The organism is Microbacterium sp. SA39 (assembly GCF_000967865.1).
Taxonomy (GTDB): domain Bacteria; phylum Actinomycetota; class Actinomycetes; order Actinomycetales; family Microbacteriaceae; genus Microbacterium.
Genome location: NZ_JXRU01000030.1, coordinates 118,751 through 144,658, shown reverse-complemented (window position 1 = coordinate 144,658; position 25,908 = coordinate 118,751). Strand labels below are relative to the sequence as shown.

Genomic DNA, 25,908 nt, shown 5'->3' with positions numbered 1-25,908 from the left:
CTTGCGGGAAAGCGTTTCGTCTCGCTTCGCTCGCTCAACGACCGAGAGGCTCATGCTGCGGCTCCCTTGAGGTAGGCGGTAAGACCCTGGCGTCCGCCCTCGCGGCCGTATCCGGACTCCTTGTAGCCGCCGAACGGGCTCGACGGGTCGAAACGGTTGAACGTGTTGGCCCAGATCACGCCGGCACGCAGGCGATCAGCTACCGCGAGGATGCGCGAGCCCTTGTCGGACCAGATGCCGGCCGAGAGGCCGTAGGGAGTGTTGTTCGCCTTGGCGATCGCCTCGGCCGGGGTGCGGAACGTGAGCACCGACAGTACGGGCCCGAACACCTCGTCCCTCGCGATGCGGTGCGACGCCTCGACACCCGTGAAGATCGTCGGCGCGAACCAGAAGCCCTTCTCCGGGATCACGCAGTCGGCGGTCCAGCGCTCGGCGCCCTCGGCCTCGCCGATGTCGCTGAGCTCGCGGATGCGGGCCAGCTGGGCAGCGGAGTTGATGGCGCCGATGTCGGTGTTCTTGTCGAGCGGGTCGCCGAGGCGCAGGGTCGACAGGCGGTTCTTGAGCCGGTCGATGACCTCGTCGTGGATCGACTCCTGCACCAGCAGACGGCTGCCCGCACAGCACACGTGTCCCTGGTTGAAGAAGATGCCGTTCACGATGCCTTCGACCGCCTGATCGATGGGCGCGTCGTCGAAGACGATGTTGGCCGCCTTGCCGCCGAGCTCGAGCGTGAGCTTCTTCTTCGTGCCGGCGACAGCCTTCGCGATGTCGCGGCCGACGCCGGTCGAACCGGTGAAGGCCACCTTGTCGACGTGGGGGTGGCGGACGAGCGTGGCACCGGTCGCACCGGCGCCCGTCACGATGTTCACGACACCCGCGGGCAGGTCGGCCTGCTGCAGGATCTCGGCGAAGATCAGCGCAGTGAGCGGCGTGGTCTCGGCCGGCTTCAGCACGACGGTGTTCCCCGCGGCGAGAGCCGGAGCGAGCTTCCAGGCGAGCATCAGCAGCGGGAAGTTCCACGGGATGACCTGCGCGGCGACCCCGAGTGCGCGGGGGTTCGCGCCGAGCCCGGCGTAGTCGAGCTTGTCGGCCCAGCCGGCGTAGTAGAAGAACCACGACGCGACGAGCGGCACGTCGACGTCACGGCTCTCCTTGATCGGCTTGCCGTTGTCGAGGCTCTCGGCGACAGCGAGCTCACGAGCGCGCTCCTGCACCAGGCGGGCGATGCGGAAGAGGTACTTGCCGCGATCACGGCCGCTCATCCGCGACCAGGTCTTGTCGTAGGCGCGACGCGCCGCGGCGACCGCCCGGTCGATGTCGTCGTCGTTCGCGGTGGCGATCTCCGCGATGCGCGACTCGTCGGCCGGCGAGATCGTGCTGAAGCTCGCGCCGGAGCCGTCGACGAACTCGCCGTCGATGAACAGCCCGTAGCTGTCCTTCAGGTTGAGGACCGCCTTCGACTCCGGGGCGGGAGCGTATTCCAGAAATGACATGTGAATCCCTAGTCGATCGTGACGTAGTCGGGGCCGGAGTAGTGGCCGGAGCTGAGCTTCTGACGCTGCAGCAGCACGTCGTTCAGAAGGCTCGACGCGCCGAAGCGGAACAGGTGCGGCTGCAGCCACTCCTCGCCCACGGTCTCGGCGACGGTGACGAGGTACTTGACGGCATCCTTCGACGCGCGGATGCCGCCGGCGGGCTTCACGCCGATCTTCTCGCCCGTGCCGCGATACCAGTCGCGGACGGTCTCGAGCATGAGGAGCGTGGTCGGCAACGTGGCTGCAGGCTGGACCTTGCCGGTCGACGTCTTGATGAAGTCCCCACCCGCGAGGATGCCGAGCCAGGACGCCCGCTTGATGTTGTCGTAGGTGTTGAGCTCCCCGGTCTCGAGGATCACCTTGAGAGAGGCGTACGTGCCGTCTTCGCGACGGCAGGCCTCCTTCACCTGGGCGATCTGATCGAAGACGAGTCCGTAGCGCCCGGAGAGGAACGCCCCGCGGTCGATCACCATGTCGATCTCGTCGGCACCGGCGGCGACGGCCTCGGCGGTGTCGGCGAGCTTGATCGCGAGTGACGAGCGACCGCTCGGGAATGCCGTGGCCACCGCCGCGACCGAGATCAGGCCTTCGTCGGGGTCGCCGTGCAGCGAGCCGAGAGCGGTGACGGCGTCGCCGACCATGTCGCCGTACACGCAGACAGCGGCGACCCGAGGGGTCGACGGGTCGGCGGCATCAGGGTTCTTCGCCTTCGCGACGAGCGAGCGCACCTTGCCGGGGGTGTCCGCGCCCTCGAGCGTCGTGAGGTCGATCAGCTTGATGATCGTGTCGAGCGCCCAGGCCTTCGATGTGGTCTTGATCGAGCGGGTGCCGAGACCGGCGGCGCGCTGCTCGAGCCCCACGGCATCGACGCCGGGAAGGCCGTGCAGGAAGCGTCGGAGCGTGGCGTCGTCCGGCTCACCGCCGAGAACGTCCACCGCCGTCCTGCGGCTGAGTTCTTTGGTCGTCACAGTTCCTCCAACAATGCTCGTGCTGTGGTCTCATCGGTCACCAGAACGCCGCACAGGCCGCTGGTCACGACTGTACGCGCGATGTCGTGCTTGGCAGGGCCTGCCGTGACGAAGATCGCGCGCTTCGCTCCGCGCAGACGGTCGAGCGAGACGCCCACCGTCCGGGCGTCGAGTTGCGCGTCGACGATGTTGCCCTCGGCGTCGACGTATCGTCCGAGAACGTCGCCGACCGCGCCTCTCCGCGCGAGTTCTTCCACGTCCTCAGCGCTGAGGTATCCGTTCTCGACGTGGGCGGATGTCGCGTCGCAGGGTCCCGCCGTGAAGAGGAAGGCCTGCGCTTCGGCGGCCTCTTCGAGGACGGCCGCGACGGTGCGATCGGCCTCGATCGCGCGCTTCGTCTCGACGCGCTCCAAGATCGCGGGGCTCGGAAGCAGCGACACATGCCCCGACGCCCGTTGCGCGATGGTGACAGCGAGACCTGCGGCACCGCCGGAGCGACGATTCAGGCTGACACCGCCGTTGAGCTGCACGACCGTGACGCCCTGGGCCCATCCGTCCGGAAGCGCCTCGGCGACCGCGCGGAGTGTGCGACCCCAGCTGACGGCGAGCGTGCGCGGGGCCGGCCTGAGCGCGGCCAGGAAGTCGGCGGCGGCCTGCGCGACGCGCTCGAGAGTTCCGTCGTCGCCCTCCGGGGCCGGGACCACGACGGCATCCGAGAGTCCGAAGCGCTCGACGAGCAAACGCTCGAGTCCGAGGCGACGGGCGCGCGGGTGCACGATCTCGATGCGGACGATGCCGCGCTCACGTGCCTGGGTCAGCAGCCGGCCGACCTTCCATCGCGAGATCTTGAGGAGTCCGCCGATCTCGTCCTGAGTCTTGTCCTCGTCGTAGTACAGCTCGGCGACACGGACCATCAGCAGATCGTCTTCCACGGCATCCTCCTTCCTCTTCCAGAGTAGGCCGTGAACCGCGTACGCGCACTGCATTGCGCATATGAGCAATCTCCGGAGGCCGCGTGCACATCTGCGGGAACGACGAAGGGCGCCCGTCGCGATGACGAGCGCCCTTCGATTCGACCTGCCTACGCGCGCTTGCGCGTGGTGAGCACCTGGTCGACGATGCCGTACTCGAGCGCCTGCGCGGCCGAGAGGATGTTGTCACGATCGATGTCGCGGTTGACCTGCTCCACGGGCTTGCCCGTGTGTGCGGCCATCGTCTCCTCGAGCCACGTACGCATGCGGAGGATCTCCGCCGCCTGGATCTCGATGTCGGATGCCTGGCCCTGACCGGCCTCGCCCATCGCGGGCTGGTGGATCAGCACGCGAGCGTTCGGAAGCGCCAGACGCTTGCCGGGGGCTCCGGCGGCGAGCAGCACGGCCGCGGCCGATGCGGCCTGACCCAGCACGACCGTCTGGATCTGCGGCGCGACGTACTGCATCGTGTCGTAGATCGCGGTCATGGCCGTGAACGAGCCACCGGGCGAGTTGATGTACATCGTGATGTCGCGCTCGGCGTCCTGGCTCTCCAGAACGAGCAGCTGCGCCATCACGTCGTCGGCGGACGCGTCGTCGACCTGCACGCCCAGGAAGATCACGCGGTCTTCGAAGAGCTTGTTGTACGGGTCCTGGCGCTTGAAGCCGTAGGCCGTGCGCTCCTCGAACTGCGGGAGGACGTAGCGACTGGAGGGCATGTCGCCTGCGGATTGGAAAGTGGGGGTGTACATGGTGTCCTTTCGAATCCGGATTACGCTGCGTCGTCCGCGGTGCCGCCGCCGCCGGTGACATCGCTGGCGTGCTCGCGGATGTGGTCGACGAAGCCGTACTCGAGAGCCTCATCCGCAGTGAACCAGCGGTCGCGGTCACCGTCGGCGTTGATCTGCTCGACCGACTTGCCGGTCTGCCCGGCCGTGATCTCCGCGAGGCGCTTCTTCATCGAGAGGATGAGCTGCGCCTGAGTCTGGATGTCGCTCGACGTGCCGCCGAACCCGCCGTGAGGCTGGTGCAGCAGAACGCGCGCGTTCGGCGTGATGTAGCGCTTGCCCTTGGTTCCGCTCGTGAGCAGGAGCTGGCCCATGGATGCGGCCATGCCGATGCCCACGGTGACGATGTCGTTCGGCACGAACTGCATGGTGTCGTAGATCGCCATGCCTGCCGTGATCGAGCCACCGGGCGAGTTGATGTAGAGGTAGATGTCCTTCTCTGAGTCTTCTGCGGCGAGAAGAAGGATCTTCGCGCAGATCTCGTTGGCGTTCTGATCGCGCACCTCTGAACCGAGCCAGATGATGCGATCCTTCAGCAGCCTGTCGAAGACGCTTGTCGCGACGAGGGGTTCTGCAGCCATTTCAGCTCCTGTTTCCTTGTTCGTGCTTCGAATCTACCGGCGGCGGCGCGGCGCTCAGGCCGTGTTCGCCGTCGGCATATCAGGTGTCGGATTCGGCGATCTCCCGGGCATACGCGGTCATCGACCGGTGGTAGCGCGGGAGGTGCGGCACGAGCGCCAGGAGCGCCACCGAGAGCCCGTGCGCCGGGCGACCCGCGCTGGCGAGCACCAGCGCATGGACAGCCGAGATCGCATCGGCATACGGGCTGTCGGGGAACGACTCCCGCTCCTCGCGGATAACCTCGAGCGCGGCGTCGTACTCGCCCATGTTGCGAAGTGAGCTCGCGAGCTGCACCACGCACTGCGGGCGGTGCTCGTCGTCCAGGCCCAGGCCGAGAGCGCGCCGGTAGAGCGCGACCGCCTCCGCGGGACGGCCCGCCGAGTCGCGCGCTCCCCCGCGTTCGAACTCTGCACGGGCGTCATCCGGCCCGCGTTCCGCCGCCAGGGCGTCGATCCGCGCGATCGTGTCGTCGCCGACCTCGTCGCCCGCGGCATCCGCCCAGACGTCGTCGATCCGCTCGTCCCAGCTCTTCATGCTCTCTCCCCCGATGCGAAAAGAGGGCGGATGCCGCAGCATCCGCCCTCTTCACTGGATCATGTCCGATCACTCGGCCTTGTCGGCTGCTGCCTTCTTCTTGGCCGGAGCCTTCTTGGCGGCCGGCTTCTTCTCGGCAGGCTTCTCGGCGGCGGGCTCTTCAGCGGCCTCCGCGTCGTCTGCCTTCTTCGCCGGAGCCTTCTTGGCGGGAGCCTTCTCTTCGGCAGGCTCAGTGCGGCGCTTGGCGGGAGCCTTCTTCGCCGGCTTCTCCTCGGCGTCCGCAGCGTCGGCCTCGGTCGACTCGGCAGCCTCGTCATCGGTCACGACGAAGTCCGACAGATCCACGGGCTTGCCGTTGGTGTCGACGACCTTCACCTTGCCGAGGGCGATCGCGAGGGCCTTGTTGCGGGCGACCTCGCCGACGAGCGCGGGCAGCTGGTTCGAGGACTGCAGTGCCTCGACGAACTCCTGCGGGGCCATGCCGTACTGCGACGCGGACTGGATGAGGTACTGGCTCAGCTCCTCCTGCGAGACCTGCACGTCGGCCTGCTCGGCGATCGTGTCGAGCAGCACCTGCGTGCGGAACTGCTTCTCGCTCGCCTCGGTGACCTCGGCGCGGTGCACGTCGTCCTCGAGGCGGTTCTCGCCCTCGAGGTGGGTGTGCACCTCGTCCTCGATGAGCTTCGGCGGCACGGGGATGTCGATCTTCTCGAGCAGCGTCTCGACGAGCTTGTCGCGCGCGGCGGAGCCCTGCGTGAAGACGCCCTGCTGAGCGACGCGCTCGGCCAGGCTCGCGCGCAACTCGGCGATCGTGTCGAACTCGCTCGCGATCTGAGCGAAGTCGTCGTCGGCCTCGGGAAGCTCGCGCTCCTTGACGGCCTTGACCGTCACGGAGACCTCGGCTTCGGCGCCGGCGTTGTCGCCGCCCACGAGAGTCGAGCGGAAGGTGGTGTCCTCACCCGCGGTGAGGGACTCGACGGCGTCATCGATGCCCTCGAGCAGCTCGCCGGAGCCGATCTCGTAGGAGACGCCCTCGGCACGGTCGATCTCGGCGCCGTCGATCGTGGCGACGAGGTCGAGCTCCACGAAGTCGCCCTTCGCGGCTGGGCGGTCGACGGTGACGAGCGTGCCGAAGCGCGCACGCATGTTGTCGAGCTCGGCGTCGAGGGCGGCGTCATCGGCCTCTACGGCGTCGACGGTGACCGTGATGCCGTCGTACGAGGGGATCTCGATGTCGGGACGGACGTCGACCTCGACATCGACGAGCAGGTCGCCAGAGAAGTCCTTCTCGTTCGGCCACTGCGTGATGTCGGCCGCCGGGCGTCCGACGACGCGCAGCTTGTGCTCGGCGCTCGCCTCGCGGAAGAACTTGTCGAGGCCCTCGTTGACGGCGTGCTCGATGACCGCGCCGCGACCGATGCGCTGATCGATGATCGGAGCCGGGACCTTGCCCTTGCGGAAGCCGGGGATCTGGACGTCCTGAGCGATGTGCTCATAGGCGTGAGCGATGCTCGGCTTGAGGTCGTCCGGGGTGACCGTGATGCTGAGCTTGACCCGGGTCGGGGTCAGCTTCTCGACGGTGCTGTTCGCCATGCTTGTGTGTTCTCCTTGTTGTCTCCGCGCTGAACCGCGGCTGTCAGGCCTGAGGATGCCGTGTCGGGGCGACAGGAGTTGAACCTGCGACCTCCCGCTCCCAAAGCGGGCGCTCTACCAAGCTGAGCTACGCCCCGGGGAATCCGCACGCAGATTCAGCCCCATCGAGTCTAACGGACAGGAGCACCCCTCACGTTCCGGTATGATCGATGACGCCGGAGTTCCGACCCCGGTCCGATCTCCTGGTCACTGAGCATGTCGAAGTGCACTGAGATTCGGGGCTGTAGCTTAGTGGTAAAGCCTTAGTCTTCCAAACTAATGATGCGGGTTCGATTCCCGTCAGCCCCTCCGATTCAGAAGGCCCTCACCGCACGGTGGGGGCCTTCTCGCATACGCTGACAGTGTTGACCCCCTGCTGCTCGCACGCGAGGCCGATCGAATGAGGATGACGTGACCGCTCTCCCCCCGTCTGTCCCAGACGCGCCGGCATCCGTGCCTCGCGGCGGGCACGAGCTGCCGGCGCGCCTCGCCGGCACAGGCGCTGGCGCAGCAGCGGCCCCTCGAACGCCGCGACGCAAGCGCACGCGGTTCGTTCTCGGGTTCGTGGGCGGTGCCGTCGTGATCGCCGCGCTTGCGATCACGCAATTGTCCGCCAGCATCGGATACGACAGCGCAGCCGACGAGAACGCGGATGCCGTGGCCGCAGCGAGCACCGAGAAGACGCAGCTCCAGGGCACGAGCACTGCTCTCAAGGCCGTCGCAGACAGCGCCGGCCTGATCCTCGCGAGCGAGAACGAGGCGATCGTCGCTCCCCCGGAGGCGGAACAGTCGCTCGCGGACGCTGTCACCGACGCCCAAGACACCGCGACGGCCGCAGACGACGTGATCACCACCGAGATCGTTTCCGCCGGCGAGAAGCCCGTCTGGTTCTGGGAGCTCTTCGGCGCGAGCGCCCGCCTCGAGCAGAACACCGACGATGCCCTCGAGCTCACTGACGATCTGCGAGCCGAAGCGAACGAAGTCACAGGAGCGTCCGACGCGGTCACCGAGAACGGAGTCGCGCTCCTCGCCGCCGCGGGTCAGGCGACCCCCGCCTTCGAGGCTGCGCACATCTCGGCACGCAATGATGCCGTGATCGGCCTGCGCGATGCCGCGGCCGACGTGATCGCGACGACCATCATCGATGAGACGGCCGTGAGCACCTACGCGGCGCTCCAGACCGCGGCGGCTCAGGTCGTGGCGACGGAGAACGAGGAACTCGCCGAGAAGGCCGGACCTCTCATGAATGCCCGGCTCGAGGTCGAGGCGTTCGCACGTGAGCTCGCCCCCGGCGTCCTGCTGGAATTCGACTGGGCGCCGATCGTCAACGGCGCAGGCAACAACGGCAGCATGGGCGGATACACGACCTGGTGGTGGGATGAGCCTGACCGATCCGTCATCCAGCTGTCGAACTCCGTCGCCGAGCAGTGGCCCGCCGAGCGGAGCAGGGCACTCGTCGCGCACGAGGTCGGTCATGCGATCAGCGTCAAATGCGAGGACATGTACGACTCGTCGACGCAGGACAGCATCGAGAAGTGGGCCACGGGCTGGGCCATCAGCATGGGTTTCACCGATGACGCGAACGGTGTCTGGGCGTACGGCTATCCGCCGCAGAGCTACATCGACGCCGCGGCGGGCTGCCGCTGAGCCGCCCGCGGATGAGACGAAAGAAGCCGCCGCGAATGCTCGCGGCGGCTTCTTCGATGTCAGATCAGAAGGTCACTGGCCCCGACGCTCGCGCAACTGCGTGAGAGCGTCCTCGAGGAGCTGTACGGCTTCCTCGTCGGTGCGACGCTCCTTCACGTAGGCGAGGTGCGTCTTGTACGGCTCGGCCTTCGCGAGAGCAGGAGGGTTCTCCTTGTCGCGTCCCGCCGGCAGACCCGACTGCGGGTGGTCGATCGTTTCGGGGATCTCGTCTTCGGGGAGACCGGCGGCGAAGTAGCGGACGGTCTCGTTGCCGAGTCCGTCCCAGTACGACACCGCGATGCGGTCGGCATGGTAGCCGTGGTCCTGTTCGCCCATCGGGCCGGAGCCCACGCGGGTGCCGCGGATCGCGTTTCCACCGGTAGCCATCAGATGACCTCGAATTTCGTGATGAGGCCCAGCGCGACGATGGCGACGAACCATGTCAATGCCAGGACGACGGTGAAGCGGTTCAGGTTCCGCTCCGCGAGACCGGAGGACCCGACCGCCGAGGTCATGCCTCCGCCGAACATGTCGGAAAGGCCACCACCGCGGCCCTTGTGCAGAAGAATGAGGAGGGTCAGCAGCACGCTGGTGATGCCCAGCACGACCTGCAGGACGAACTCGAGAATTGCCACGAGAAAGAGCCTTTCGCTGGGGCAGGTGCGCCCCCGTAACGGTCAAGTATACGGTGCAGCGGGGCCGCAGCCCCGCTGCACTCACACGCCGACGTGCTTCTCGAAGCGGATGATCGCGGCGAACTCGTCGACGACGAGGCTCGCGCCGCCGACCAGGGCACCGTCCACGTCGGGCTCCCGCATGAAGCTCGCGATGTTCCCCGACTTCACCGAACCGCCGTACAGGATGCGGGTGCGCGCAGCGGCATCCTCGCCCAGGACGGTCGCGATCACGGTGCGGAGCGCCGCGCAGACGTCCTGTGCCTGCTGCGGCGTCGCAGCCTGACCGGAGCCGATCGCCCAGACGGGCTCGTACGCGACGACGATGTCGGCCTTCGGGGAGACGCCCTGGAGCGCCGCCTCGAGCTGACCGGCCGGTACGGCGCTGGCACCGAACTTCTCGAGGTCCTCCGCGGTCTCGCCGACGCAGATGACCGGGACGACTCCGTGCTTGAGCGAGGCCTTGACCTTGGCGGCGACGATCTCGTCGGACTCCGCGTGGTACTCACGGCGCTCGGAGTGTCCGATGATGACGTACTTCGCGTCGAGCTTGGCGAGGAAGGCCCCCGAGATCTCGCCGGTGTATGCACCGGAATCGTGCGCCGAGACGTCCTGTGCGCCGAGGGCGAACGGGATCTTGTCCGCGTCGATCAACGTCTGCACGCTCCGGATGTCCGTGAACGGCGGGAACACCGCCACCTCGACCGATCCGTCCTCGTGCTTGGCATCCTTCAGAGTCCAGTGCAGCTTCTGCACGAACGCGACCGCTTGCAGGTGGTCGAGGTTCATCTTCCAGTTGCCCGCGATCAGCGGGGTACGGGTCGTCATGCCCATCCGAGCACCTCCAGGCCGGGTAGTTTCTTGCCCTCGAGGAATTCGAGGCTGGCGCCGCCGCCGGTCGAGATGTGACCGAACTGGTCGTCGGTGAAGCCGAGCTGGCGCACTGCTGCTGCGGAGTCGCCGCCGCCGACGACGCTGAGGCCGTCGACCTCGGTGAGCGCCTTGGCGACGGTCTTGGTTCCCGCGGCGAACGCGGGGAACTCGAACACGCCCATGGGCCCGTTCCAGAACACCGTCTTCGAGCCCCGGATGACCTCCGCGAACTTCGCCGCGGTCTCCGGTCCGATGTCGAGTCCGATGCCCGAGGCGCCGAACGCCGTGGACTCGATCGCGTCGGCGGGGACGGTCTCATGCGCGGCATCCGCACTGAACGACGCCGCGACGACGACGTCGGTCGGGAGCACGAACTCCACGCCGCGCTGCTCGGCCTCCGCGATGTAGCCGCGGACGGTCTCGAGCTGATCCTCCTCGAGCAGGCTCGAGGCCACGGCGTGGCCCTGAGCCTTCAGGAACGTGAACAGCATGCCGCCGCCGACCAGGATCCGATCCACGCGCGGGAGCAGGTGCGAGATCACACCGAGCTTGTCGCTGACCTTCGAACCGCCGAGCACGACCGCGTACGGGCGCTCGGGCTTCTCGGTCAGACGGTCCAGCACATCCAGCTCGGTCTCGATCAGCAGACCCGCGGCGGACGGCAGCAGCTCGGCGAGCTCGTACACGCTCGCCTGCTTGCGATGCACGACGCCGAAGCCGTCGGAGACCAGGACATCGCCGAGCTTCGCGAGCTCTGAGGCGAAGGCGCCGCGCGTGGCGTCGTCCTTCGCAGTCTCCCCCGCGTTGAAACGGAGGTTCTCGACGACGACGACTCCGCCGTCTTCGAGGGAGGCCACGGCATCCTGCGCGGATTCGCCGACCGTGTCGCGCGCGAACGCGACAGGGGCGCCGAGCAGTTCCGACAGCCGCTGAGCCACCGGCTCCAGGCTGTACTGGGGGTCGGGGGCACCGTCGGGGCGTCCGAGGTGGGAGCACACGACGACGCGGGCTCCCGCGTTGATGAGTGCATTGAGAGTCGGCAGCGAGGCGCGTACACGGCCATCGTCCGTTATGACCCCGTCCCGCAGGGGGACGTTGAGATCACAACGGACGATGACGCGCTTGCCCTCGAGCGAACCCAGTGATGCCAGGGTGCGCAGAGTCATGAGTCAGAGCTCAGAGACGCTCGGCGACGTACTCGGTGAGGTCGACCAGACGGTTGGAGTAGCCCCACTCGTTGTCGTACCAGCTCGAGACCTTGATCAGGTTGCCGCTGACGTTGGTCAGCGTCGAGTCGAAGATCGAGGAGTGTGGGTTGTGCACGATGTCGCTCGACACGATCTGGTCCTCGTTGTACTGCAGGTAGCCCGCGAGGCGACCGTCGGCCGCAGCCTTCTTGTACGCCTCGTTGACCTCTTCGACCGTCAGGTTCTCACGGTCGGTGACGAGGGTCAGGTCGACGATCGAGCCGGTGGGAACCGGCACGCGGTACGAGGAGCCGCTGAGCTTGCCCTGCAGCTCCGGGAGAACCTCGCCGATGGCCTTGGCGGCACCGGTCGATGCGGGGGTGATGTTGATCGCCGCGGCGCGCGCACGACGGAGGTCGCTGTGCGGGCCGTCCTGCAGGTTCTGGTCTGCGGTGTACGCGTGTGCGGTCATCATGAAGCCGCGGTCGATTCCGAAGGCGTCGTTGAAGACCTGAGCGAGCGGAGCCAGGCAGTTCGTGGTGCACGACGCGTTGGAGATGATGTGGTGCGTCTCCGGGTTGTACGTGTCCTCGTTCACGCCCATCACGAACGTGCCGTCGACGCCGGTGCCGGGAGCCGAGATCAGGACCTTCTTGGCGCCGGCCTCGATGTGCTTCTTGGCGGCCTCGGCCTTGGTGAAGAAGCCGGTCGACTCGATGACGATGTCGACACCGAGCTCGCCCCAGGGGAGGTTGGCGGGGTCGCGCTCAGCGAACGCCTTGATCGTCTTGCCGTTGACGGTGATGCTGTCCTCGTCGTAGCTGATCTGAGCGTCGAGCACGCCGCCGGACGAGTCGTACTTCAGCAGGTGCGCGAGGGTCTTGTTGTCGGTGAGGTCGTTGACCGCGACGATCTCGAGGTCTGCTCCCTGCGCGAGAGCCGCGCGGAAGTAGTTTCGTCCGATGCGGCCGAAGCCGTTGATACCGATCTTGACAGACACAAAGGTCTCCTGATTTCTCGTGCGCATACGCGCGGTTTCAACTAGACAAGCATGGACAACGGCGTCCCGACGGGAGAGATGTCCGTCGGGACGCCCGTCTTGTTTACGACAGTACCAGCAGGCCGTTCGTCTGCTTGCGGGCGATCTCGAGGCGCTGAGCGACGTTCTCCCAGTTGGCGATGTTCCATGCCGCCTTGACGTAGTCCGCCTTGACGTTGAGGTAGTCGAGGTAGAAGGCGTGCTCCCACATGTCGAGCTGGAACAGCGGGATGGTGCCCTGCGCGGTGTTCGACTGCTGGTCGAACAGCTGCTGGATGATCAGGCGCGAGCCGATCGAGTCCCAGCTCAGGACGGCCCATCCGGAGCCCTGGATGCCGGTCGCCGCGGCGGTGAAGTGCGCCTGGAACTTCTCGAACGAGCCGAAGTACTCGTCGATCGCAGCCTTCAGCTCGCCTTCGGGCTGCCCTCCGCCGTTCGGCGACAGGTTGGTCCAGAAGATTGAGTGATTGACGTGGCCGCCGAGGTTGAAGGCGAGGTCCTTCTCGAGCTTGTTGACGTTTGCGAGGTTGCCGCTGTCGCGAGCCTCCGCGAGCTGCTCCAGCGCCGTGTTCGCACCGGCGACGTAGGTGGCGTGGTGCTTGTCATGGTGGAGTTCCATGATCTTGCCGCTGATATGCGGCTCCAGTGCTGCGAAGTCGTAGGGAAGGTCGGGGAGCGTGTAAATCGCCATATCGCTTTTCATCCAATCCGCGCCGCGCCGCGGCGCTTGCCGATCCTCCGCGCCGCCGATGTGCGGCGTAGAGCGGACGTTACTCATCCTACTGACGACAACGCGGGGCCGGACCAGAACCTTCCGTCATATGACGTTGTTCTGCTATGCCGACCGGTGTCGCAGCCGGAGCTCCACCGCGAGGTCTCAGACGTCGAGGCCCACCGGCACGGCAGCTTCAGTGCCGGGAATGCCGTCCTGCTGCGCCTTCTTGTCCGCCATCGCCAGCAGACGGCGGATGCGCCCAGCCACGGCATCTTTCGTCAATGGCGGATCGGCGTGGTGGCCGAGCTCGTCAAGGCTCGCGTCGCGGTGTGCCAGACGCAGCTCTCCGGCGACCTTCAGGTGATCCGGTACCTCGTCAGCGAGGATCTCGAGGGCCCGCTCGACGCGGGCGCACGCGGCGACGGCAGCCTGTGCCGAACGCCGCAGGTTGGCGTCGTCGAAGTTGACCAGACGGTTGACCCCGGCCCGGACCTCGCGGCGCTGACGGAGCTCCTCCCACGTGATGGCGGTCTTCTTCGCGCCGATCTCGTTGAGGATGGTGCGGATGGCCTCGCCCTCGCGCACCACCACGCGCGGCATGCCGCGGACTTCGCGCGCCTTGGCGGCGACGCCCAGACGGTGAGCGGCGCCGACGAGTGCCATCGCCGCCTCCGAGGAGGGGCAGACGACCTCGAGCATGGCGGAACGGCCCGGCTCGCTGAGCGTTCCGGCTGCGAGGAAGGCACCGCGCCACAGGCCGGCGACCTCGGCACGTGATCCGGTCGTGAGGCGATTGGGCAGGCCGCGCACCGGCCGACGGCGCTGGTCGAGGAGACCGGTCTGGCGGGCCAGGGTCTCGCCCTGCGAGATCACGCGGACAGCCCACCGTGCACCGTCGTTCGCCGTGCTCGACTGCACCTGAGCGATCTCGGGGCGCACACCGTAGATCTCAGCGAGATCCCGGGCGACGCGACGCGCGAGGGTCTCGGCGTCGACCTCGGCTTCCACGGCCACACGGCCGGCGATCGAGTGCAGCCCACCGGCGAACCGGAGGATCGCGGTCACCTCGGCGACGCGCACCGTCGGGGGTGCGTTGCGGATGCTGACCAGCTCAGCCTTGACGTCGGTGGTTAGTGCCACGACACTCCTTCACGTTCACGCGCCGGATCGCGACGCAAACGTCCAGCCTACTCGGCCGGGCGACCGGCTACTCTCTCCCGAGGTCTCGGTGACGGACATTCACGGCCACGCCGGGGACGGCCGAGAGCCTGCGCGCGAGCTCCTCCGACATCGCGACGGAGCGGTGCTTGCCACCTGTGCAGCCGATGGCGATGGTCGAGTGGCTCTTGTTCTCGCGTTGATACCCCTCCAGCACGGGAATCAACGCTGCGGAGTAGGCGTCGAGGAACTCCGTGGCACCCTCGCGGGAGAGGACGTAGTCGCGGACCGTCTCATCCTTGCCCGTCAAACCGCGGAGTTCCTCGTTCCAGAACGGGTTCGGGAGGAACCGCATGTCGGCGACGATGTCGACATCAGTCGGCAGGCCGTACTTGAAGCCGAAGCTCAGGAGAGTCACGCGGTGGCGGGCTGCGCCTTCCTCGGAGAAGATGTCCGAGACCTGCGTCGCCAGCTGATGGATGTTCAGCGCCGAGGTGTCGATCACCAGGTCGGCCGCTTCACGGATCGGCGCGAGTCGCGTGCGCTCGATGCGGATGCCGTCGAGCAGGGTTCCATCGCCCTGGAGCGGGTGCGGCCGTCGCACGGATTCGAAGCGTCGCACCAGCACGTCGTCCGAGGCATCGAGGAAGAGGACGCGGACGGATCCGCGGGATCGGAGGGCGCGAGCCACGCCGGGGAAGTCGTCGAAGAGGTTGCGGCCGCGGACGTCGACCACCGCGGCGACCTTCGGCAGCGCGTTGCCGCCCATGTCCGTCAGGTCGAGGAGCGGGCGGAGGATCTGCGGAGGCAGGTTGTCGACGACGTACCAGCCGAGATCTTCGAGGGCGTTCGCCACCGTCGTGCGCCCCGCGCCCGACATCCCCGTGACGATGAGAAACTCGCCCTTGTCCCCAGTCATTGCTCCGCGCTCCCTCTCCCCCGTGCGTTCCAGCCTAGCGAGTGGAGAGGTGCGTGTGGATATTCTGCGCGAGGACCGGGCCGATCCCCTGAACAGCGAGGATCTCGTCGGGTTGGGCGGCGCGCAGCGCCGTGACGGATCCGAAGTGCTTGAGCAGGACCTTGATCCGTGAAGCACCGAGTCCGGGGACCTCGGCCAGCACCGTGGTGATGTCGCCGCGGCGCTTCTTGCGCTGGTGGGTGATCGCGAAGCGGTGGGCCTCGTCGCGGAGACGCTGCAGAAGGTAGAGAGCCTCGCTGCTGCGCGGCAGGATCACCGGAAAGTCATCGCCGGGGATCCAGACCTCCTCCAACCGCTTGGCGATGCCGCACACGGCGATCTCGGTGTGCCCGGCGTCGCGGAGCGCACGAGCCGCGGCTTCCACCTGGGGCTGACCGCCGTCGACGAGCAGCAGCTGCGGCGGGTACGCGAATCGCGGCTTGCGTCGCACGATCCCGTCTTCGCCTGCGGGCTCCTCCGGCTCCTCGGGTCGATCCAGATACGCGAGCCGACGCCGCAGCACCTGGTACATCGAGTCGGTGTCGTCGGTGGTCTCGGGGATTCCGAAGGAACGGTACTGATCTTTGCGGGGCAGTCCGTCTTCGAAGACGACCATCGAGGCGACGACGTTCGTGCCGCCGAGATGCGAGATGTCGAAGCACTCGATGCGCAGCGGCGCCTCGGTCATGCCCAGCGCGTTCTGCAGGTCGGTGAGAGCCTGCGTGCGCGCGACGTAGTCGCTCGTCCGCCGCGTCTTGTGCCGGATCAGTGCCTGCTGAGCGTTCAGCGTGGCGGTGCGCATCAGGTCGGCGCGCTGGCCGCGCTGAGCCACGGCGATCTCGGTCTTCTTCCCTCGCCGCTCGCGAAGCCAGACCTCGAGTTCCGCGGCGTCGTCCGGGAGAGTCGGGACGAGGATGCGGCGCGGCACGTCCTGAGCGTCGCCGTATGCGCGCTGCAGGACTTGGTCGACGAGCTCACCCGTCGTGATGTCGATCTCCTTCTCGATGGTCATCGCCCGCACGCCGCGCACGCGACCGCCGCGGATGACGAAGTGCTGCACCGCCGCCGCGAGCTCGTCTTCGGCGATCCCGAACAGGTCGGCATCCTCATCGGGCTGAAGCACCAGCGCGCTCCTGCCGAGAACGGCCTCGATCGCCGTGAGCTTGTCGCGATACTTCGCGGCCGCCTCGTAGTCCATCGCCGCGGACGCGGCCAGCATCCGCGTGGTGAGCTCTTTCGTGAATCGCTCGTCTCCCCCGGCCATGAAGGCGACGAAGTCGTCGACCATCGCACGGTGCTCCTCGATGGTCACCGTCATCGAGCACGGCCCGCCGCACTTGCCGATCTGCCCGGGGAAGCACGGCCTTCCCGTCTGCATCGCTCGCTTGTAGCTGGCGTCGCTGCAGGTGCGGATCGGGAACGCCTTGACCATCAGGTCGATGGTCTCGTGCACCGCCCACACCTTCGGGAACGGACCGAAGTAGCGCGCGCCCGGAATCTTCCGGTTGCGCGTGACGATGACGCGGGGCGCTTCGTCGGCGAGCGTCACTGCCATGAACGGGTACGACTTGTCGTCTTTGTAGCGGACGTTGAAGGGCGGATCGAACTCCTTGATCCACATGTACTCGAGCTGCAGCGAGTCGACGTCGGTCGGCACCACGGTCCATTCGACCGAGGCCGCCGTCGTCACCATGCGCCGAGTGCGCTCATGCAGCGTACGGAGCGGAGCGAAGTAGTTCGACAGACGCTGGCGGAGGTTCTTGGCCTTGCCGACGTAGAGCACGCGTCCGTCGGCGTCACGGAACCGATACACCCCGGGGTTGGTCGGGATCTCGCCCGTCCGTGGTTTGTACGCCACGACGTCGGCCATCAGCTGGCCTTCCGCGCGGAGCGCCCCTCACCCAGGATCTCGCCGAGGAACAGGCCGGTGTGGCTCTCCTCGACGCGTGCGATCTGCTCAGGGGTGCCGGTGGCGATGATCTGCCCGCCGCCGGAGCCGCCCTCCGGTCCGAGGTCGATGACCCAGTCCGCCGACTTGATCACATCGAGGTTGTGCTCGATGACGATCACCGTGTTGCCCTTGTCGACCAGACCATTCAGCACTTCGAGGAGCTTGCGGACGTCTTCGAAGTGCAGCCCTGTCGTCGGCTCGTCGAGCACGTAGATGCTGCGGCCGTTGCTGCGACGCTGGAGCTCGGTCGCGAGCTTGACGCGCTGCGCCTCACCACCGGAAAGAGTCGTCGCCGACTGACCGAGCCGGACATAGCCGAGGCCCACGTCGACGAGCGTCTTCATGTAGCGGTGGATCGCCTGGATCGGCTCGAAGAAGTCTGCCGCCTCTTCGATCGGCATCTCGAGGACCTCGGCGATGTTCTTGCCCTTGTAGTGGACGGCGAGCGTGTCGCGGTTGTACCGCTTGCCGTGACACACCTCGCAATCGACGTACACGTCGGGCAGGAAGTTCATCTCGATCTTGATCGTGCCGTCGCCGGAGCACGCCTCGCAGCGGCCGCCCTTGACGTTGAAGCTGAACCGTCCGGGCAGATAGCCGCGGACCTTGGCCTCGGGCGTCTCGCTGAAGAGCGTGCGGATACGGTCGAACACACCGGTGTAGGTCGCCGGGTTCGATCGCGGCGTGCGACCGATCGGCGCCTGGTCGACGTGCACGACCTTGTCGAGGTTGTCGAGTCCGGTGACACGCGTGTGCTTGCCCGGGACCGTGCGCGCCCCGTTCAGCTTCGACGCGAGCACCTGGTACAGGATGTCGTTCACGAGCGACGACTTGCCCGAACCGCTGACGCCCGTGACGGCCGTCAGGACTCCGAGCGGGAAGTCGGCCGTGACGTTGCGGAGGTTGTTCGCCCGCGCTCCGACGACGCTCAGCATGCGCTTCTTGTCGATCTTGCGACGCTTCTTCGGCATCGGGATCTCGCGCCGGCCGGAGAGGTACTGGCCGGTCATCGACTCGCTGTCCTTGAGCAGGGCCGAGTACGGTCCGGAGTGCACGACGGCACCGCCGTTGACACCGGCACCGGGACCGATGTCGACGACCCAGTCGGCCGCCTCGATCGTCTCTTCGTCGTGCTCCACCACGATGAGCGTGTTGCCGAGGTCGCGGAGCTTGATGAGCGTGTTGATGAGGCGGCGGTTGTCGCGCTGATGCAGTCCGATCGAGGGCTCGTCGAGCACGTACAGCACTCCGGTGAGTCCGGAGCCGATCTGGGTCGCGAGGCGGATGCGCTGGGCCTCACCACCGGAGAGGGATCCTGCCGAGCGGCTGAGGTTGAGGTACGAGAGCCCGACCTGCAGCAGGAAGTCGAGGCGCAGACGGATCTCGCGCAGAACCTGAGCGGCGATCTGCGCCTCTCGGTCGGTCAGCGTGAGCGTCTCCATGAACGAGCGGGCGTCGGCGAGGCTGAGGTGCGAGACCTCGGCGATCGAGTGGCCGTGCACCTGCACCGCGAGGACCTCGGGCTTGAGCCGGTTACCGTCGCAGACGGGGCACGGGACCTCGCGGAGGTACTCGCCCCAGCGGCTGCGCTGCGTGTCGGACTCGGCCTGCAGATACTGCCGCTCGATGTACGGCACGACACCCTCGAACCCCGATGCATAGCGCATCTCACGCCCGTAGCGGTTCTTCCACTTGACCGTCACCTTATAGTTCTCGCCGCGCAGCACTGCGTCCTGCACGTCGGAGTGGAGCTTGTGCCAGGGCGTGTCGAGCGAGAAGTCCAGGTCGCGCGAGAGACCCTCGAGCAGTCGTTCGTAATACTGGAACAGCCCCTTGCCCTGAGTGGTCCAGGGAATGATGACACCCTCGCGGATGGACAGATCGGTGTCGCCGAGCATCAGATCGCTGTCGACCGACATGCGCGTGCCCAGTCCGGAACAGGCGGGGCAGGCGCCGAACGGCGCGTTGAACGAGAAGGTGCGCGGCTCGATCTCGGTGAGCGTCAGCTCGTGACCGTTGGGGCACGACAGCTTCTCGGAGAACGTCTGCCAGGCGTCGTCGCCCTCGCCGTCGACGAAGTTGACCCGCACGACGCCGCCCGCGAGACCGAGGGCCGTCTCGACCGAGTCGGTGACCCTGCTGAGGATGTCATCGGATGCCACGAGGCGGTCGACCACCACGGCGATGTCGTGCTTGTAGCTCTTCTTCAGGGTGGGCGGTTCGGCGAGCTGAACGAGGTCTCCGTCGACGATCGCGCGCGAGTAGCCCTTCGCGCCGAGCTCACGGAACAGGTCGACGAACTCGCCCTTCTTCTGCGAGACGATGGGCGCGACGATCTGGTACCTCGTGCGCTCCGGCAGCTCCATGAGCTGATCCGCGATCTGCTGCACGGTCTGGCGCTGGATCTTCTCGCCGCATTCGGGACAGTGCGGGATGCCGATGCGCGCCCACAGCAGACGCATGTAGTCGTAGATCTCGGTGATCGTGCCGACCGTCGACCGCGGGTTGCGGTTCGTCGACTTCTGGTCGATGGAGACCGCAGGGCTCAGCCCTTCGATGAAATCGACGTCGGGCCGGTCGACCTGGCCGAGGAACTGGCGCGCGTAGGCGCTCAGCGATTCAACGTAGCGGCGTTGTCCCTCGGCGAAGATCGTGTCGAACGCGAGGCTGGACTTGCCGGAGCCGGACAGGCCGGTGAACACGACGAGCGAGTCGCGCGGGATGTCGATGTCGACGTTCTTGAGATTGTGGACTCGGGCGCCGCGAACGCTGAGTTTTCCTGGGGTGGCAACGGGGACGATAGGCACTGGTCAAGTCTACGAGGGGCCACCGACATCGGCTCCGCGCAGCCTGTGAGAACGCTCAGCCGAGGTCCGGTCGGCGTCCCGCGAACGCGCCGAGCCCGTCGCGCAGCGTGGAGACCTCGGACACGTCCATTCCCACGGCGGCCATCACCTGCCGAGGTACGTCCAGCGCCCGATCCCGCAGCGCCGCCCCGGCAACCGTCAGAGTGATCTCGAGTCGCCGCTCGTCCTCGTTGCTGCGTTGCCGCATGACGAGGCCCTCCGCCTCCAGCCGCTTCACGAGCGGCGACGCCGTCGCGGGTTCGAGGGCGAGATCCGCTGCCAGGTCGTTGAGCGTCCGAGGTGCACGCTCCCACAGCGCCAACATCACGAGGTACTGCGGGTGGGTCAGACCGAGCGGCTCGAGGATCGGCCGGTAGATGGCCACCACGTTGCGCGCCGCGGTCACCAGGGCGAAGCAGAGCTGGTTCTCCAAACGGAGCAGGTCATCGGATGCCGTCACACCGCGACTATACATTGACACTAATCATTAGTACACTAAGCAACATGGCCCACGACCCGAACCGCGCTCCTCTTCGCACTCGCATCCGCGAAGCCGGTGGACTCTATGCCTGGGTCAACACCAACCTGATCCGGTTCGCTGGTCCGGCATCCGTGGGGCCGTATGAGAAGACTCCCCCGCCCAGCGCCGCAGAGCGCGCCGAGCGGGCCTGTCCCCTCTGCGGAGCACCGATGACGGAGCACGAGATCGACCGCAGCGGACCGAAGACCTTGGTTCACTGCCCCTGAGGGCGCCCGTCGCAGCGCGGCATCGAGGTCATTCAGCTCTCGAAGCTTCATTCACCTCTCGCGCCGCGTCGAGCCAGAACATCAGCGTGTCATCGTCGGCCAGCACCTCGGGCGACACATCAAGCCAGCTGTTGCCCATCGTCTTCGCGCCCATCACGGCGACTTCGACGCCCGGCTGTGTGAGAAGCGCAGCTCCAGTCTCCTCGTCGACGCGCACCAGCAGGACACCGTTCTTGCGCGCCCCCACCAGGATGCGGCCGTCGACCAAGAAGGCTCGGGTGCCGAACATCCGCTTCTCCTCGAGGTCGGCTCCGGTGCCCAGAAGCGCACGCACGCGGTCGGCTAGTTCCTCCCCCGCGGCATCCATCGATCAGCTCCTGTTCACGCGTGTCCCGCGCGTTCCATGGCGCGAAGCTCTTTCTTGAGATCCTGCACCTCGTCGCGCAGACGGCCGGCCAGCTCGAACTTGAGCTCCGCGGCCGCCGCGAGCATCTGATTGGACAGATCCTGGATGGTCGCCTCGAGCTGCTGCGCGCCCTCAGCCGCGATCCCGGTGCGCCGCAGGTTGGGCGTCGGAGACTTGCCCTTGCCCGACTGACGCCCGCGTCCCGAGAGCATGTCGGCCGTGTCGGCGCCCTCACGGGCCAGCACCTCGGTGATGTCGGCGATGCGCTTGCGCAACGGCGTGGGGTCGATGCCGTGCTCGAGGTTGTAGGCGACCTGCTTCTCGCGGCGCCGATCGGTCTCGTCGATCGCCTTCGCCATCGAATCGGTGATCTTGTCGGCGTACATGTGGACTTCGCCCGAGACGTTTCGCGCCGCTCGCCCGATGGTCTGGATCAGTGAGGTTCCCGATCGCAGGAAGCCCTCTTTGTCGGCGTCGAGGATTGCGACCAGCGACACCTCGGGAAGGTCGAGACCTTCTCGCAGCAGGTTGATGCCGACGAGCACGTCGTAGACGCCCGCACGCAGTTCGCTGAGCAGCTCGACGCGTCGGAGCGTGTCGACGTCGGAGTGCAGGTACCGCACGCGCACGCCATGCTCGCCGAGGAAGTCTGTGAGCTCCTCCGACATCTTCTTCGTGAGCGTCGTGACCAGCACCCGCTCGTTGCGCTCCACGCGCAGACGGATCTCCTCGAGCAGATCGTCGATCTGCCCCTTCGACGGCTTCACCACGATGTGCGGATCGACCAGGCCCGTCGGACGGATGATCTGCTCGACGACGCCGTCGGCGATACCCATCTCGTACTTACCCGGAGTCGCAGACAGGTAGACCGTCTGACCGATGCGGTTCTTGAACTCGTCCCAACGCAGCGGACGGTTGTCCATCGCGCTCGGCAGGCGGAAGCCGTGGTCGACCAGCGTGCGCTTGCGGGAGGCATCGCCTTCGTACATCGCGCCGATCTGGGGCACCGTTACATGCGACTCATCGATCACCATGAGGAAATCGTCAGGGAAGAAGTCGAGCAGTGTGTGCGGCGGCTCGCCCGGCATCCGTCCGTCCATATGGCGGGAGTAGTTCTCGATGCCCGAGCAGAACCCGAGCTGCTGGAGCATCTCGAGGTCGAAGGTCGTGCGCATGCGCAGCCGCTGAGCCTCGAGGAGCTTGCCCTGGCGCTCGAACTCCGCCAGCCGCTCCTCGAGTTCGTGCTCGATGGTCCCGATCGAGCGCTGGATGACGTCGGTGCCGGCAACGTAGTGCGACGCGGGGAAGATCGGCACGGAGTCGAGCTTCTCGATGACCTCGCCGGTCAGCGGATGCAGCGAGTACAGGCCTTCGATCTCGTCGCCGAACAGCTCGATACGGATCGCGTGCTCTTCGTAGACCGGGATGATCTCGATCGTGTCGCCGCGCACACGGAAGTTGCCACGCGAGAAGTCGACGTCGTTGCGGTTGTACTGCATGGCGATGAACTGGCGGATCAGGGCGTCGCGGTCGTACCGCTCACCCACCTGCAGCGCGACCATCGCGCGGAGATACTCTTCCGGCGCCCCGAGCCCGTAGATGCAGGAAACCGTGGACACGACGATGACGTCACGCCTGCTGAGAAGGGAGTTCGTCGTGGAGTGCCGCAGGCGCTCGACCTCGGCGTTGATCGAGGAGTCCTTCTCGATGAACGTGTCCGTCTGCGGGACGTACGCCTCCGGCTGGTAGTAGTCGTAGTACGAGACGAAGTACTCGACGGCGTTGTTGGGCATCAGCTCGCGGAACTCGTTGGCGAGCTGCGCGGCGAGCGTCTTGTTGTGGGCAAGCACGAGGGTCGGACGCTGCACCTGCTCGACCAGCCACGCCGTCGTCGCCGACTTTCCGGTACCGGTGGCGCCCAGAAGCACGACGTCGGTCTCACCTGCTTTGATGCGCCCGGCGAGGTCGGCGATGGCCTTCGGCTGGTCACCGGCGGGCGCGTACTCGCTGATGACCTCGAAGGGGCGGACGCTGCGCGTAGTCTGCATGACTCCAGCGTATGCCGCCCCTCCGACATAGAGGCCGTCAGGCGTTGAGGCTGGCCTTCTCTGCCGACGACGCCGCCTAGAGTGGGGCCGTGATCGAGTTCATCATCGGCTCCAGCCTCGCCGCCGCCGCAGGGCTGAACGCGTGGATGCCGTTGTTCCTGCTCGGTCTCGCCGATCGCCTGCTCCCTGCCTTCGCGTTGCCCGCCGGATGGTCGTGGCTCTCCAGCGACGTCGCGCTCTGGGTCCTCGGAGCGCTGCTCATGCTCGAGATCGTGGCCGACAAGATCCCGGCTCTCGACTCGGTGAACGACATCATCCAGAGCGTCATCCGCCCCGCAGCCGGAGGTATCGCATTCGGTGCGGGAGCGGGATCCCAGACCGTCGCCATGGACGACCCGGGGTCGTTCTTCGCGGACGGCACCTGGGTGCCGGTCGTCGTCGGCGTCGCCATCGCGCTTGCCGTGCACATCCTGAAGGCGTCGGCCCGCCTCGCAGCCAACGCGACGACCGGCGGGATCGCGGCTCCGGTCCTGAGCACGGTCGAGGACGGCGCGTCTTTCGCCCTCGCAGCCGCGGCGATCGTGGTGCCCGTGCTCGCCGGCATCCTGCTGCTCGGTCTGGTCATCGGCGCCGTGCTGCTGCTCCGGCGGCTGGCCCGTCGTCGCCGTCGGAGTCGGGATGCGGCCATCGAGGGCCCTGTCCAGACCTAGGGGCGTGAGTTCCGCTCAGACCGCGCGCTCGATCCGACCCGTCGGAGCCTGTCGCAGAGCCGACCAGGCAGCGAGAGCGGCCGCTGCGCACATCGCGACGACGACCGCGACGAACCAGCTCCAGCTCGCCGAGCCCAACACCAGGCCGAGCATCCAGCCGAACACGCTCGAGCCCGCGTAGTACGCGAAGTAATACAGCGACGAGGCCTGTGCCCTACTGGCAGGATCTACCGCGACGGGGGTCCAGCCGGACGCCACCGCATGCGCTCCGAAGAACCCGGCGGTGAACAGCAGGAGCCCGACGAGGACGACAGGTGCGGCCGCGACGAGCATCAGGCCGGCACCCGCGACCATCACGCCGATCGACGTGAGCAGCACCGGGAAGCGCCCGATCCGGGAGGCGATCGCCCCCGCCCACGGCGAGGAGACGGTGCCGGCGAGATAGGCGAGGAAGAGCAGCGTCACCAGCCACGACGGCAGCTCGAAGGGCTCCCCCGAGAGATGGAACCCCAGGTAGTTGTACACCGCGACGAAGGCCCCCATCAGCAGGAATCCCTGCGCGTAGAGCGCCCACTGCACCGGCGACCGCAGGGGTGCGCGCAGGCGCTGGAGGATGCCCGGCCCGCGGTCAGCGCGCAGACGCCCGGGCACGAATCCTCGGGAACGCGGCGTGAGCCAGAGGAACAGCACGGCGGCCACAGCGCAGAGCACCGCGACGGACAGGATCCCGGACTGCCATCCGCCGACCTCGCCGACGATCCCCGAGACGACACGGCCGAGCAGGCCGCCGACGGTCGTCCCGGCGATGTAGCTCCCCGCCGCGGTGGCGGCGTATCTCCCCGCGACCTCTTCGCTCAGGTAGGCGAGGGCGACGGCGGGGACGGCGCCCAGAGCCACGCCCTCCGCGAACCGCAGTGCGAGCAGCACCGCGATCTCGCCGCTCAACGGGGCCGCAAGTCCGAAGGCGGTGGCGGTGAGCACGCCCGCCGCCATCGCCGGAACCCGGCCGATGCGATCGGCGACGACCGACCACGGGATGACGGCGAGGGCGAGGCCCAGCGTTGCCGCCGAAACGCTCAGGGCGGCCGTCGCGGGTGTGACCGCGAGATCCGCCGAGATCTGAGGCAGCACGGCCTGCGCCGAGTACAACTGGGCGAAGGTGGCGATGCCGGCGAAGAACAGCCCGACGATCAGGCGCCGGTACTCACGAGACCCTGGTGCATGACCGGAGAAGGTCACCTCTCGCGGATCCGCTCCCAGAGGGCGTCAGTCTGCGCATGCGTCTCTGCGAGGTCGCCGGCCGTGTCGATCACGACGTCGGCGATGGCCAGGCGCTGCTCGTCGGAGACCTGTGCGTCGATGCGCTCCTGTGCGGCACGCTCGTCCATCCCGCGCAGCTCGACGAGGCGACGCAGACGCTCGGATGCCGGCGCATGAGCCACCACGATGGTGTCCCAGGGGTCGTCCACCCGCGCCTCGACCAGCAGCGGCACGTCGTACACGACCACCGCGTGCGCGTCTCCGGCGAGAGCCGCCTCGAAGCGTCGCTGAGACTCGGCGCGCACGGCAGGGTGCACGATCGCGTTCAGCTGCTTCAGCAGTGCCGGATCGCCGAAGACCTTCGCTCCCAGTGCGGCACGGTCCAGAGCACCCTCAGAGCCGATGACCTCGTCACCGAATGTCTCGGCGATGCGCTGCAGCACCGGAGATCCCGGAGCCTGCACGTCTCGCACGATCTGATCGGCGTCGACGATGATCGCGCCGCGCTCCGCCAGACGCCGGGCGATGGTCGATTTCCCGGACGCGATGCCGCCGGTGAGAGCGATGAGGGGCATGCGGCAAGTCTAGAGTTCGACCGACG

25 protein-coding genes and 2 tRNA genes are annotated in these 25,908 nt (G+C 67.2%); 4 read left to right on the top strand and 23 right to left on the bottom strand.

Annotated elements, in window-relative coordinates; translation table 11 throughout:
• Positions 1 to 50 precede the first annotated feature (50 nt).
• From RS85_RS06600 to RS85_RS06565, 8 genes are all read right to left on the bottom strand, one after another.
• Entirely contained in the window at positions 51 to 1,493 is a 1,443-nt protein-coding gene (locus RS85_RS06600) for an aldehyde dehydrogenase family protein (RefSeq protein ID WP_046012637.1), read from the bottom strand.
• Positions 1,494 to 1,501: 8 nt separating this feature from the next.
• Positions 1,502 to 2,503 (bottom strand): deoxyribose-phosphate aldolase, encoded by a 1,002-nt coding sequence (gene deoC / locus RS85_RS06595; RefSeq protein WP_152642348.1) that lies wholly within the window; start codon positions 2,501 to 2,503, stop codon positions 1,502 to 1,504.
• Positions 2,500 to 3,435, bottom strand: a complete 936-nt coding sequence (locus RS85_RS06590) for a sugar-binding transcriptional regulator (protein ID WP_235282358.1) — start codon at positions 3,433 to 3,435, stop codon at positions 2,500 to 2,502. The genes deoC and RS85_RS06590 overlap by 4 nt, the downstream gene beginning before the upstream one ends.
• Before the next feature lie 149 nt (positions 3,436 to 3,584).
• Positions 3,585 to 4,226: an ATP-dependent Clp protease proteolytic subunit gene (locus RS85_RS06585; protein ID WP_046012636.1), complete on the bottom strand. Its 642-nt coding sequence runs from the start codon at positions 4,224 to 4,226 to the stop codon at positions 3,585 to 3,587.
• A 20-nt stretch (positions 4,227 to 4,246) separates the two neighbouring features.
• Entirely contained in the window at positions 4,247 to 4,843 is a 597-nt protein-coding gene (locus RS85_RS06580) for an ATP-dependent Clp protease proteolytic subunit (protein WP_046012635.1), read from the bottom strand.
• A 79-nt stretch (positions 4,844 to 4,922) separates the two neighbouring features.
• The gene (locus RS85_RS06575; RefSeq protein WP_046012634.1) at positions 4,923 to 5,417 is read right to left on the bottom strand and encodes a tetratricopeptide repeat protein; all 495 of its coding nucleotides are present in this window, start codon (positions 5,415 to 5,417) and stop codon (positions 4,923 to 4,925) included.
• 69 nt (positions 5,418 to 5,486) lie between these two features.
• Positions 5,487 to 7,010, bottom strand: a complete 1,524-nt coding sequence (tig, locus tag RS85_RS06570) for a trigger factor (protein ID WP_046012633.1) — start codon at positions 7,008 to 7,010, stop codon at positions 5,487 to 5,489.
• A gap of 63 nt (positions 7,011 to 7,073) precedes the next feature.
• A tRNA-Pro gene (locus RS85_RS06565) sits at positions 7,074 to 7,147 on the bottom strand.
• Positions 7,148 to 7,287: 140 nt separating this feature from the next.
• Here RS85_RS06565 and RS85_RS06560 point away from each other — a divergent pair.
• Positions 7,288 to 7,358, top strand: a tRNA-Gly gene (locus RS85_RS06560).
• A gap of 102 nt (positions 7,359 to 7,460) precedes the next feature.
• Positions 7,461 to 8,696 carry a hypothetical protein gene (locus RS85_RS06555; RefSeq protein WP_046012632.1) on the top strand — a complete coding sequence of 412 codons (1,236 nt, stop codon included), beginning with the start codon at positions 7,461 to 7,463 and terminating at the stop codon, positions 8,694 to 8,696.
• A 72-nt stretch (positions 8,697 to 8,768) separates the two neighbouring features.
• On the opposite strand, the gene RS85_RS06550 is transcribed toward RS85_RS06555, so the two are convergent.
• From RS85_RS06550 to RS85_RS06500, 11 genes are all read right to left on the bottom strand, one after another.
• Entirely contained in the window at positions 8,769 to 9,122 is a 354-nt protein-coding gene (locus RS85_RS06550) for an RNA polymerase-binding protein RbpA (protein WP_046012631.1), read from the bottom strand.
• Positions 9,122 to 9,370 carry a preprotein translocase subunit SecG gene (secG, locus tag RS85_RS06545; protein WP_029261623.1) on the bottom strand — a complete coding sequence of 83 codons (249 nt, stop codon included), beginning with the start codon at positions 9,368 to 9,370 and terminating at the stop codon, positions 9,122 to 9,124. The genes RS85_RS06550 and secG overlap by 1 nt, the downstream gene beginning before the upstream one ends.
• A gap of 81 nt (positions 9,371 to 9,451) precedes the next feature.
• Positions 9,452 to 10,243, bottom strand: coding sequence for a triose-phosphate isomerase (tpiA, locus tag RS85_RS06540; protein WP_046012630.1), 792 nt, complete (start codon positions 10,241 to 10,243; stop codon positions 9,452 to 9,454).
• Positions 10,234 to 11,448 (bottom strand): phosphoglycerate kinase, encoded by a 1,215-nt coding sequence (locus RS85_RS06535; protein ID WP_046012629.1) that lies wholly within the window; start codon positions 11,446 to 11,448, stop codon positions 10,234 to 10,236. The genes tpiA and RS85_RS06535 overlap by 10 nt, the downstream gene beginning before the upstream one ends.
• A 10-nt stretch (positions 11,449 to 11,458) precedes the next feature.
• Positions 11,459 to 12,469: a type I glyceraldehyde-3-phosphate dehydrogenase gene (gene gap, locus RS85_RS06530; protein WP_046012628.1), complete on the bottom strand. Its 1,011-nt coding sequence runs from the start codon at positions 12,467 to 12,469 to the stop codon at positions 11,459 to 11,461.
• Between the two features lie 103 nt (positions 12,470 to 12,572).
• The gene (locus tag RS85_RS06525; RefSeq protein ID WP_046012627.1) at positions 12,573 to 13,199 is read right to left on the bottom strand and encodes a superoxide dismutase; all 627 of its coding nucleotides are present in this window, start codon (positions 13,197 to 13,199) and stop codon (positions 12,573 to 12,575) included.
• A gap of 186 nt (positions 13,200 to 13,385) precedes the next feature.
• The gene (gene whiA / locus RS85_RS06520) at positions 13,386 to 14,363 is read right to left on the bottom strand and encodes a DNA-binding protein WhiA (RefSeq protein ID WP_046012626.1); all 978 of its coding nucleotides are present in this window, start codon (positions 14,361 to 14,363) and stop codon (positions 13,386 to 13,388) included.
• Positions 14,364 to 14,430: 67 nt separating this feature from the next.
• Positions 14,431 to 15,300 carry an RNase adapter RapZ gene (gene rapZ / locus RS85_RS06515; protein WP_046012625.1) on the bottom strand — a complete coding sequence of 290 codons (870 nt, stop codon included), beginning with the start codon at positions 15,298 to 15,300 and terminating at the stop codon, positions 14,431 to 14,433.
• A gap of 34 nt (positions 15,301 to 15,334) precedes the next feature.
• On the bottom strand, positions 15,335 to 17,209 hold the full coding sequence (gene uvrC / locus RS85_RS06510) for an excinuclease ABC subunit UvrC (RefSeq protein WP_046012624.1): 1,875 nt from the start codon (positions 17,207 to 17,209) through the stop codon (positions 15,335 to 15,337).
• Entirely contained in the window at positions 17,209 to 20,097 is a 2,889-nt protein-coding gene (uvrA, locus tag RS85_RS06505) for an excinuclease ABC subunit UvrA (RefSeq protein ID WP_046012623.1), read from the bottom strand. The genes uvrC and uvrA overlap by 1 nt, the downstream gene beginning before the upstream one ends.
• Before the next feature lie 55 nt (positions 20,098 to 20,152).
• Positions 20,153 to 20,596, bottom strand: coding sequence for a MarR family winged helix-turn-helix transcriptional regulator (locus tag RS85_RS06500; RefSeq protein ID WP_235282357.1), 444 nt, complete (start codon positions 20,594 to 20,596; stop codon positions 20,153 to 20,155).
• A gap of 44 nt (positions 20,597 to 20,640) precedes the next feature.
• Here RS85_RS06500 and RS85_RS06495 point away from each other — a divergent pair, with 44 nt between their 5' ends.
• Entirely contained in the window at positions 20,641 to 20,883 is a 243-nt protein-coding gene (locus RS85_RS06495; protein WP_046012621.1) for a hypothetical protein, read from the top strand.
• Positions 20,884 to 20,911: 28 nt separating this feature from the next.
• On the opposite strand, the gene RS85_RS06490 is transcribed toward RS85_RS06495, so the two are convergent.
• Both RS85_RS06490 and uvrB read right to left on the bottom strand, forming a co-directional pair.
• Entirely contained in the window at positions 20,912 to 21,250 is a 339-nt protein-coding gene (locus RS85_RS06490; RefSeq protein WP_046012620.1) for a TfoX/Sxy family protein, read from the bottom strand.
• Positions 21,251 to 21,264: 14 nt separating this feature from the next.
• Positions 21,265 to 23,337 (bottom strand): excinuclease ABC subunit UvrB, encoded by a 2,073-nt coding sequence (gene uvrB, locus RS85_RS06485; protein WP_046012619.1) that lies wholly within the window; start codon positions 23,335 to 23,337, stop codon positions 21,265 to 21,267.
• A gap of 89 nt (positions 23,338 to 23,426) precedes the next feature.
• Here uvrB and RS85_RS06480 point away from each other — a divergent pair, with 89 nt between their 5' ends.
• Entirely contained in the window at positions 23,427 to 24,047 is a 621-nt protein-coding gene (locus RS85_RS06480) for a DUF4126 domain-containing protein (protein ID WP_046012618.1), read from the top strand.
• A gap of 15 nt (positions 24,048 to 24,062) precedes the next feature.
• Here RS85_RS06480 and RS85_RS06475 read toward each other — a convergent pair whose 3' ends face one another.
• Positions 24,063 to 25,286, bottom strand: coding sequence for an MFS transporter (locus tag RS85_RS06475; protein WP_082087517.1), 1,224 nt, complete (start codon positions 25,284 to 25,286; stop codon positions 24,063 to 24,065).
• A complete protein-coding gene (gene coaE, locus RS85_RS06470; protein WP_046012616.1) occupies positions 25,283 to 25,882 on the bottom strand; it encodes a dephospho-CoA kinase in 600 nt (199 codons plus the stop codon). The genes RS85_RS06475 and coaE overlap by 4 nt, the downstream gene beginning before the upstream one ends.
• Positions 25,883 to 25,908 lie beyond the last annotated feature (26 nt).

Excerpts from the sequence above, each read along its gene's own strand:
- RS85_RS06600 (WP_046012637.1), bottom strand. The coding sequence starts at position 1,493 with ATGTCATTTCTGGAATACGCTCCCGCCCCGGAGTCGAAGGCGGTCCTC.
- RS85_RS06585 (WP_046012636.1), bottom strand. The coding sequence starts at position 4,226 with ATGTACACCCCCACTTTCCAATCCGCAGGCGACATGCCCTCCAGTCGC.
- RS85_RS06580 (WP_046012635.1), bottom strand. The coding sequence starts at position 4,843 with ATGGCTGCAGAACCCCTCGTCGCGACAAGCGTCTTCGACAGGCTGCTG.
- RS85_RS06575 (WP_046012634.1), bottom strand. The coding sequence starts at position 5,417 with ATGAAGAGCTGGGACGAGCGGATCGACGACGTCTGGGCGGATGCCGCG.
- tig (WP_046012633.1), bottom strand. The coding sequence starts at position 7,010 with ATGGCGAACAGCACCGTCGAGAAGCTGACCCCGACCCGGGTCAAGCTC.
- RS85_RS06550 (WP_046012631.1), bottom strand. The coding sequence starts at position 9,122 with ATGGCTACCGGTGGAAACGCGATCCGCGGCACCCGCGTGGGCTCCGGC.
- tpiA (WP_046012630.1), bottom strand. The coding sequence starts at position 10,243 with ATGGGCATGACGACCCGTACCCCGCTGATCGCGGGCAACTGGAAGATG.
- RS85_RS06535 (WP_046012629.1), bottom strand. The coding sequence starts at position 11,448 with ATGACTCTGCGCACCCTGGCATCACTGGGTTCGCTCGAGGGCAAGCGC.
- RS85_RS06525 (WP_046012627.1), bottom strand. The coding sequence starts at position 13,199 with ATGGCGATTTACACGCTCCCCGACCTTCCCTACGACTTCGCAGCACTG.
- rapZ (WP_046012625.1), bottom strand. The coding sequence starts at position 15,300 with ATGACTGGGGACAAGGGCGAGTTTCTCATCGTCACGGGGATGTCGGGC.
- uvrC (WP_046012624.1), bottom strand. The coding sequence starts at position 17,209 with ATGGCCGACGTCGTGGCGTACAAACCACGGACGGGCGAGATCCCGACC.
- RS85_RS06495 (WP_046012621.1), top strand. The coding sequence starts at position 20,641 with ATGGCCCACGACCCGAACCGCGCTCCTCTTCGCACTCGCATCCGCGAA.
- RS85_RS06490 (WP_046012620.1), bottom strand. The coding sequence starts at position 21,250 with ATGGATGCCGCGGGGGAGGAACTAGCCGACCGCGTGCGTGCGCTTCTG.
- uvrB (WP_046012619.1), bottom strand. The coding sequence starts at position 23,337 with ATGCAGACTACGCGCAGCGTCCGCCCCTTCGAGGTCATCAGCGAGTAC.
- coaE (WP_046012616.1), bottom strand. The coding sequence starts at position 25,882 with ATGCCCCTCATCGCTCTCACCGGCGGCATCGCGTCCGGGAAATCGACC.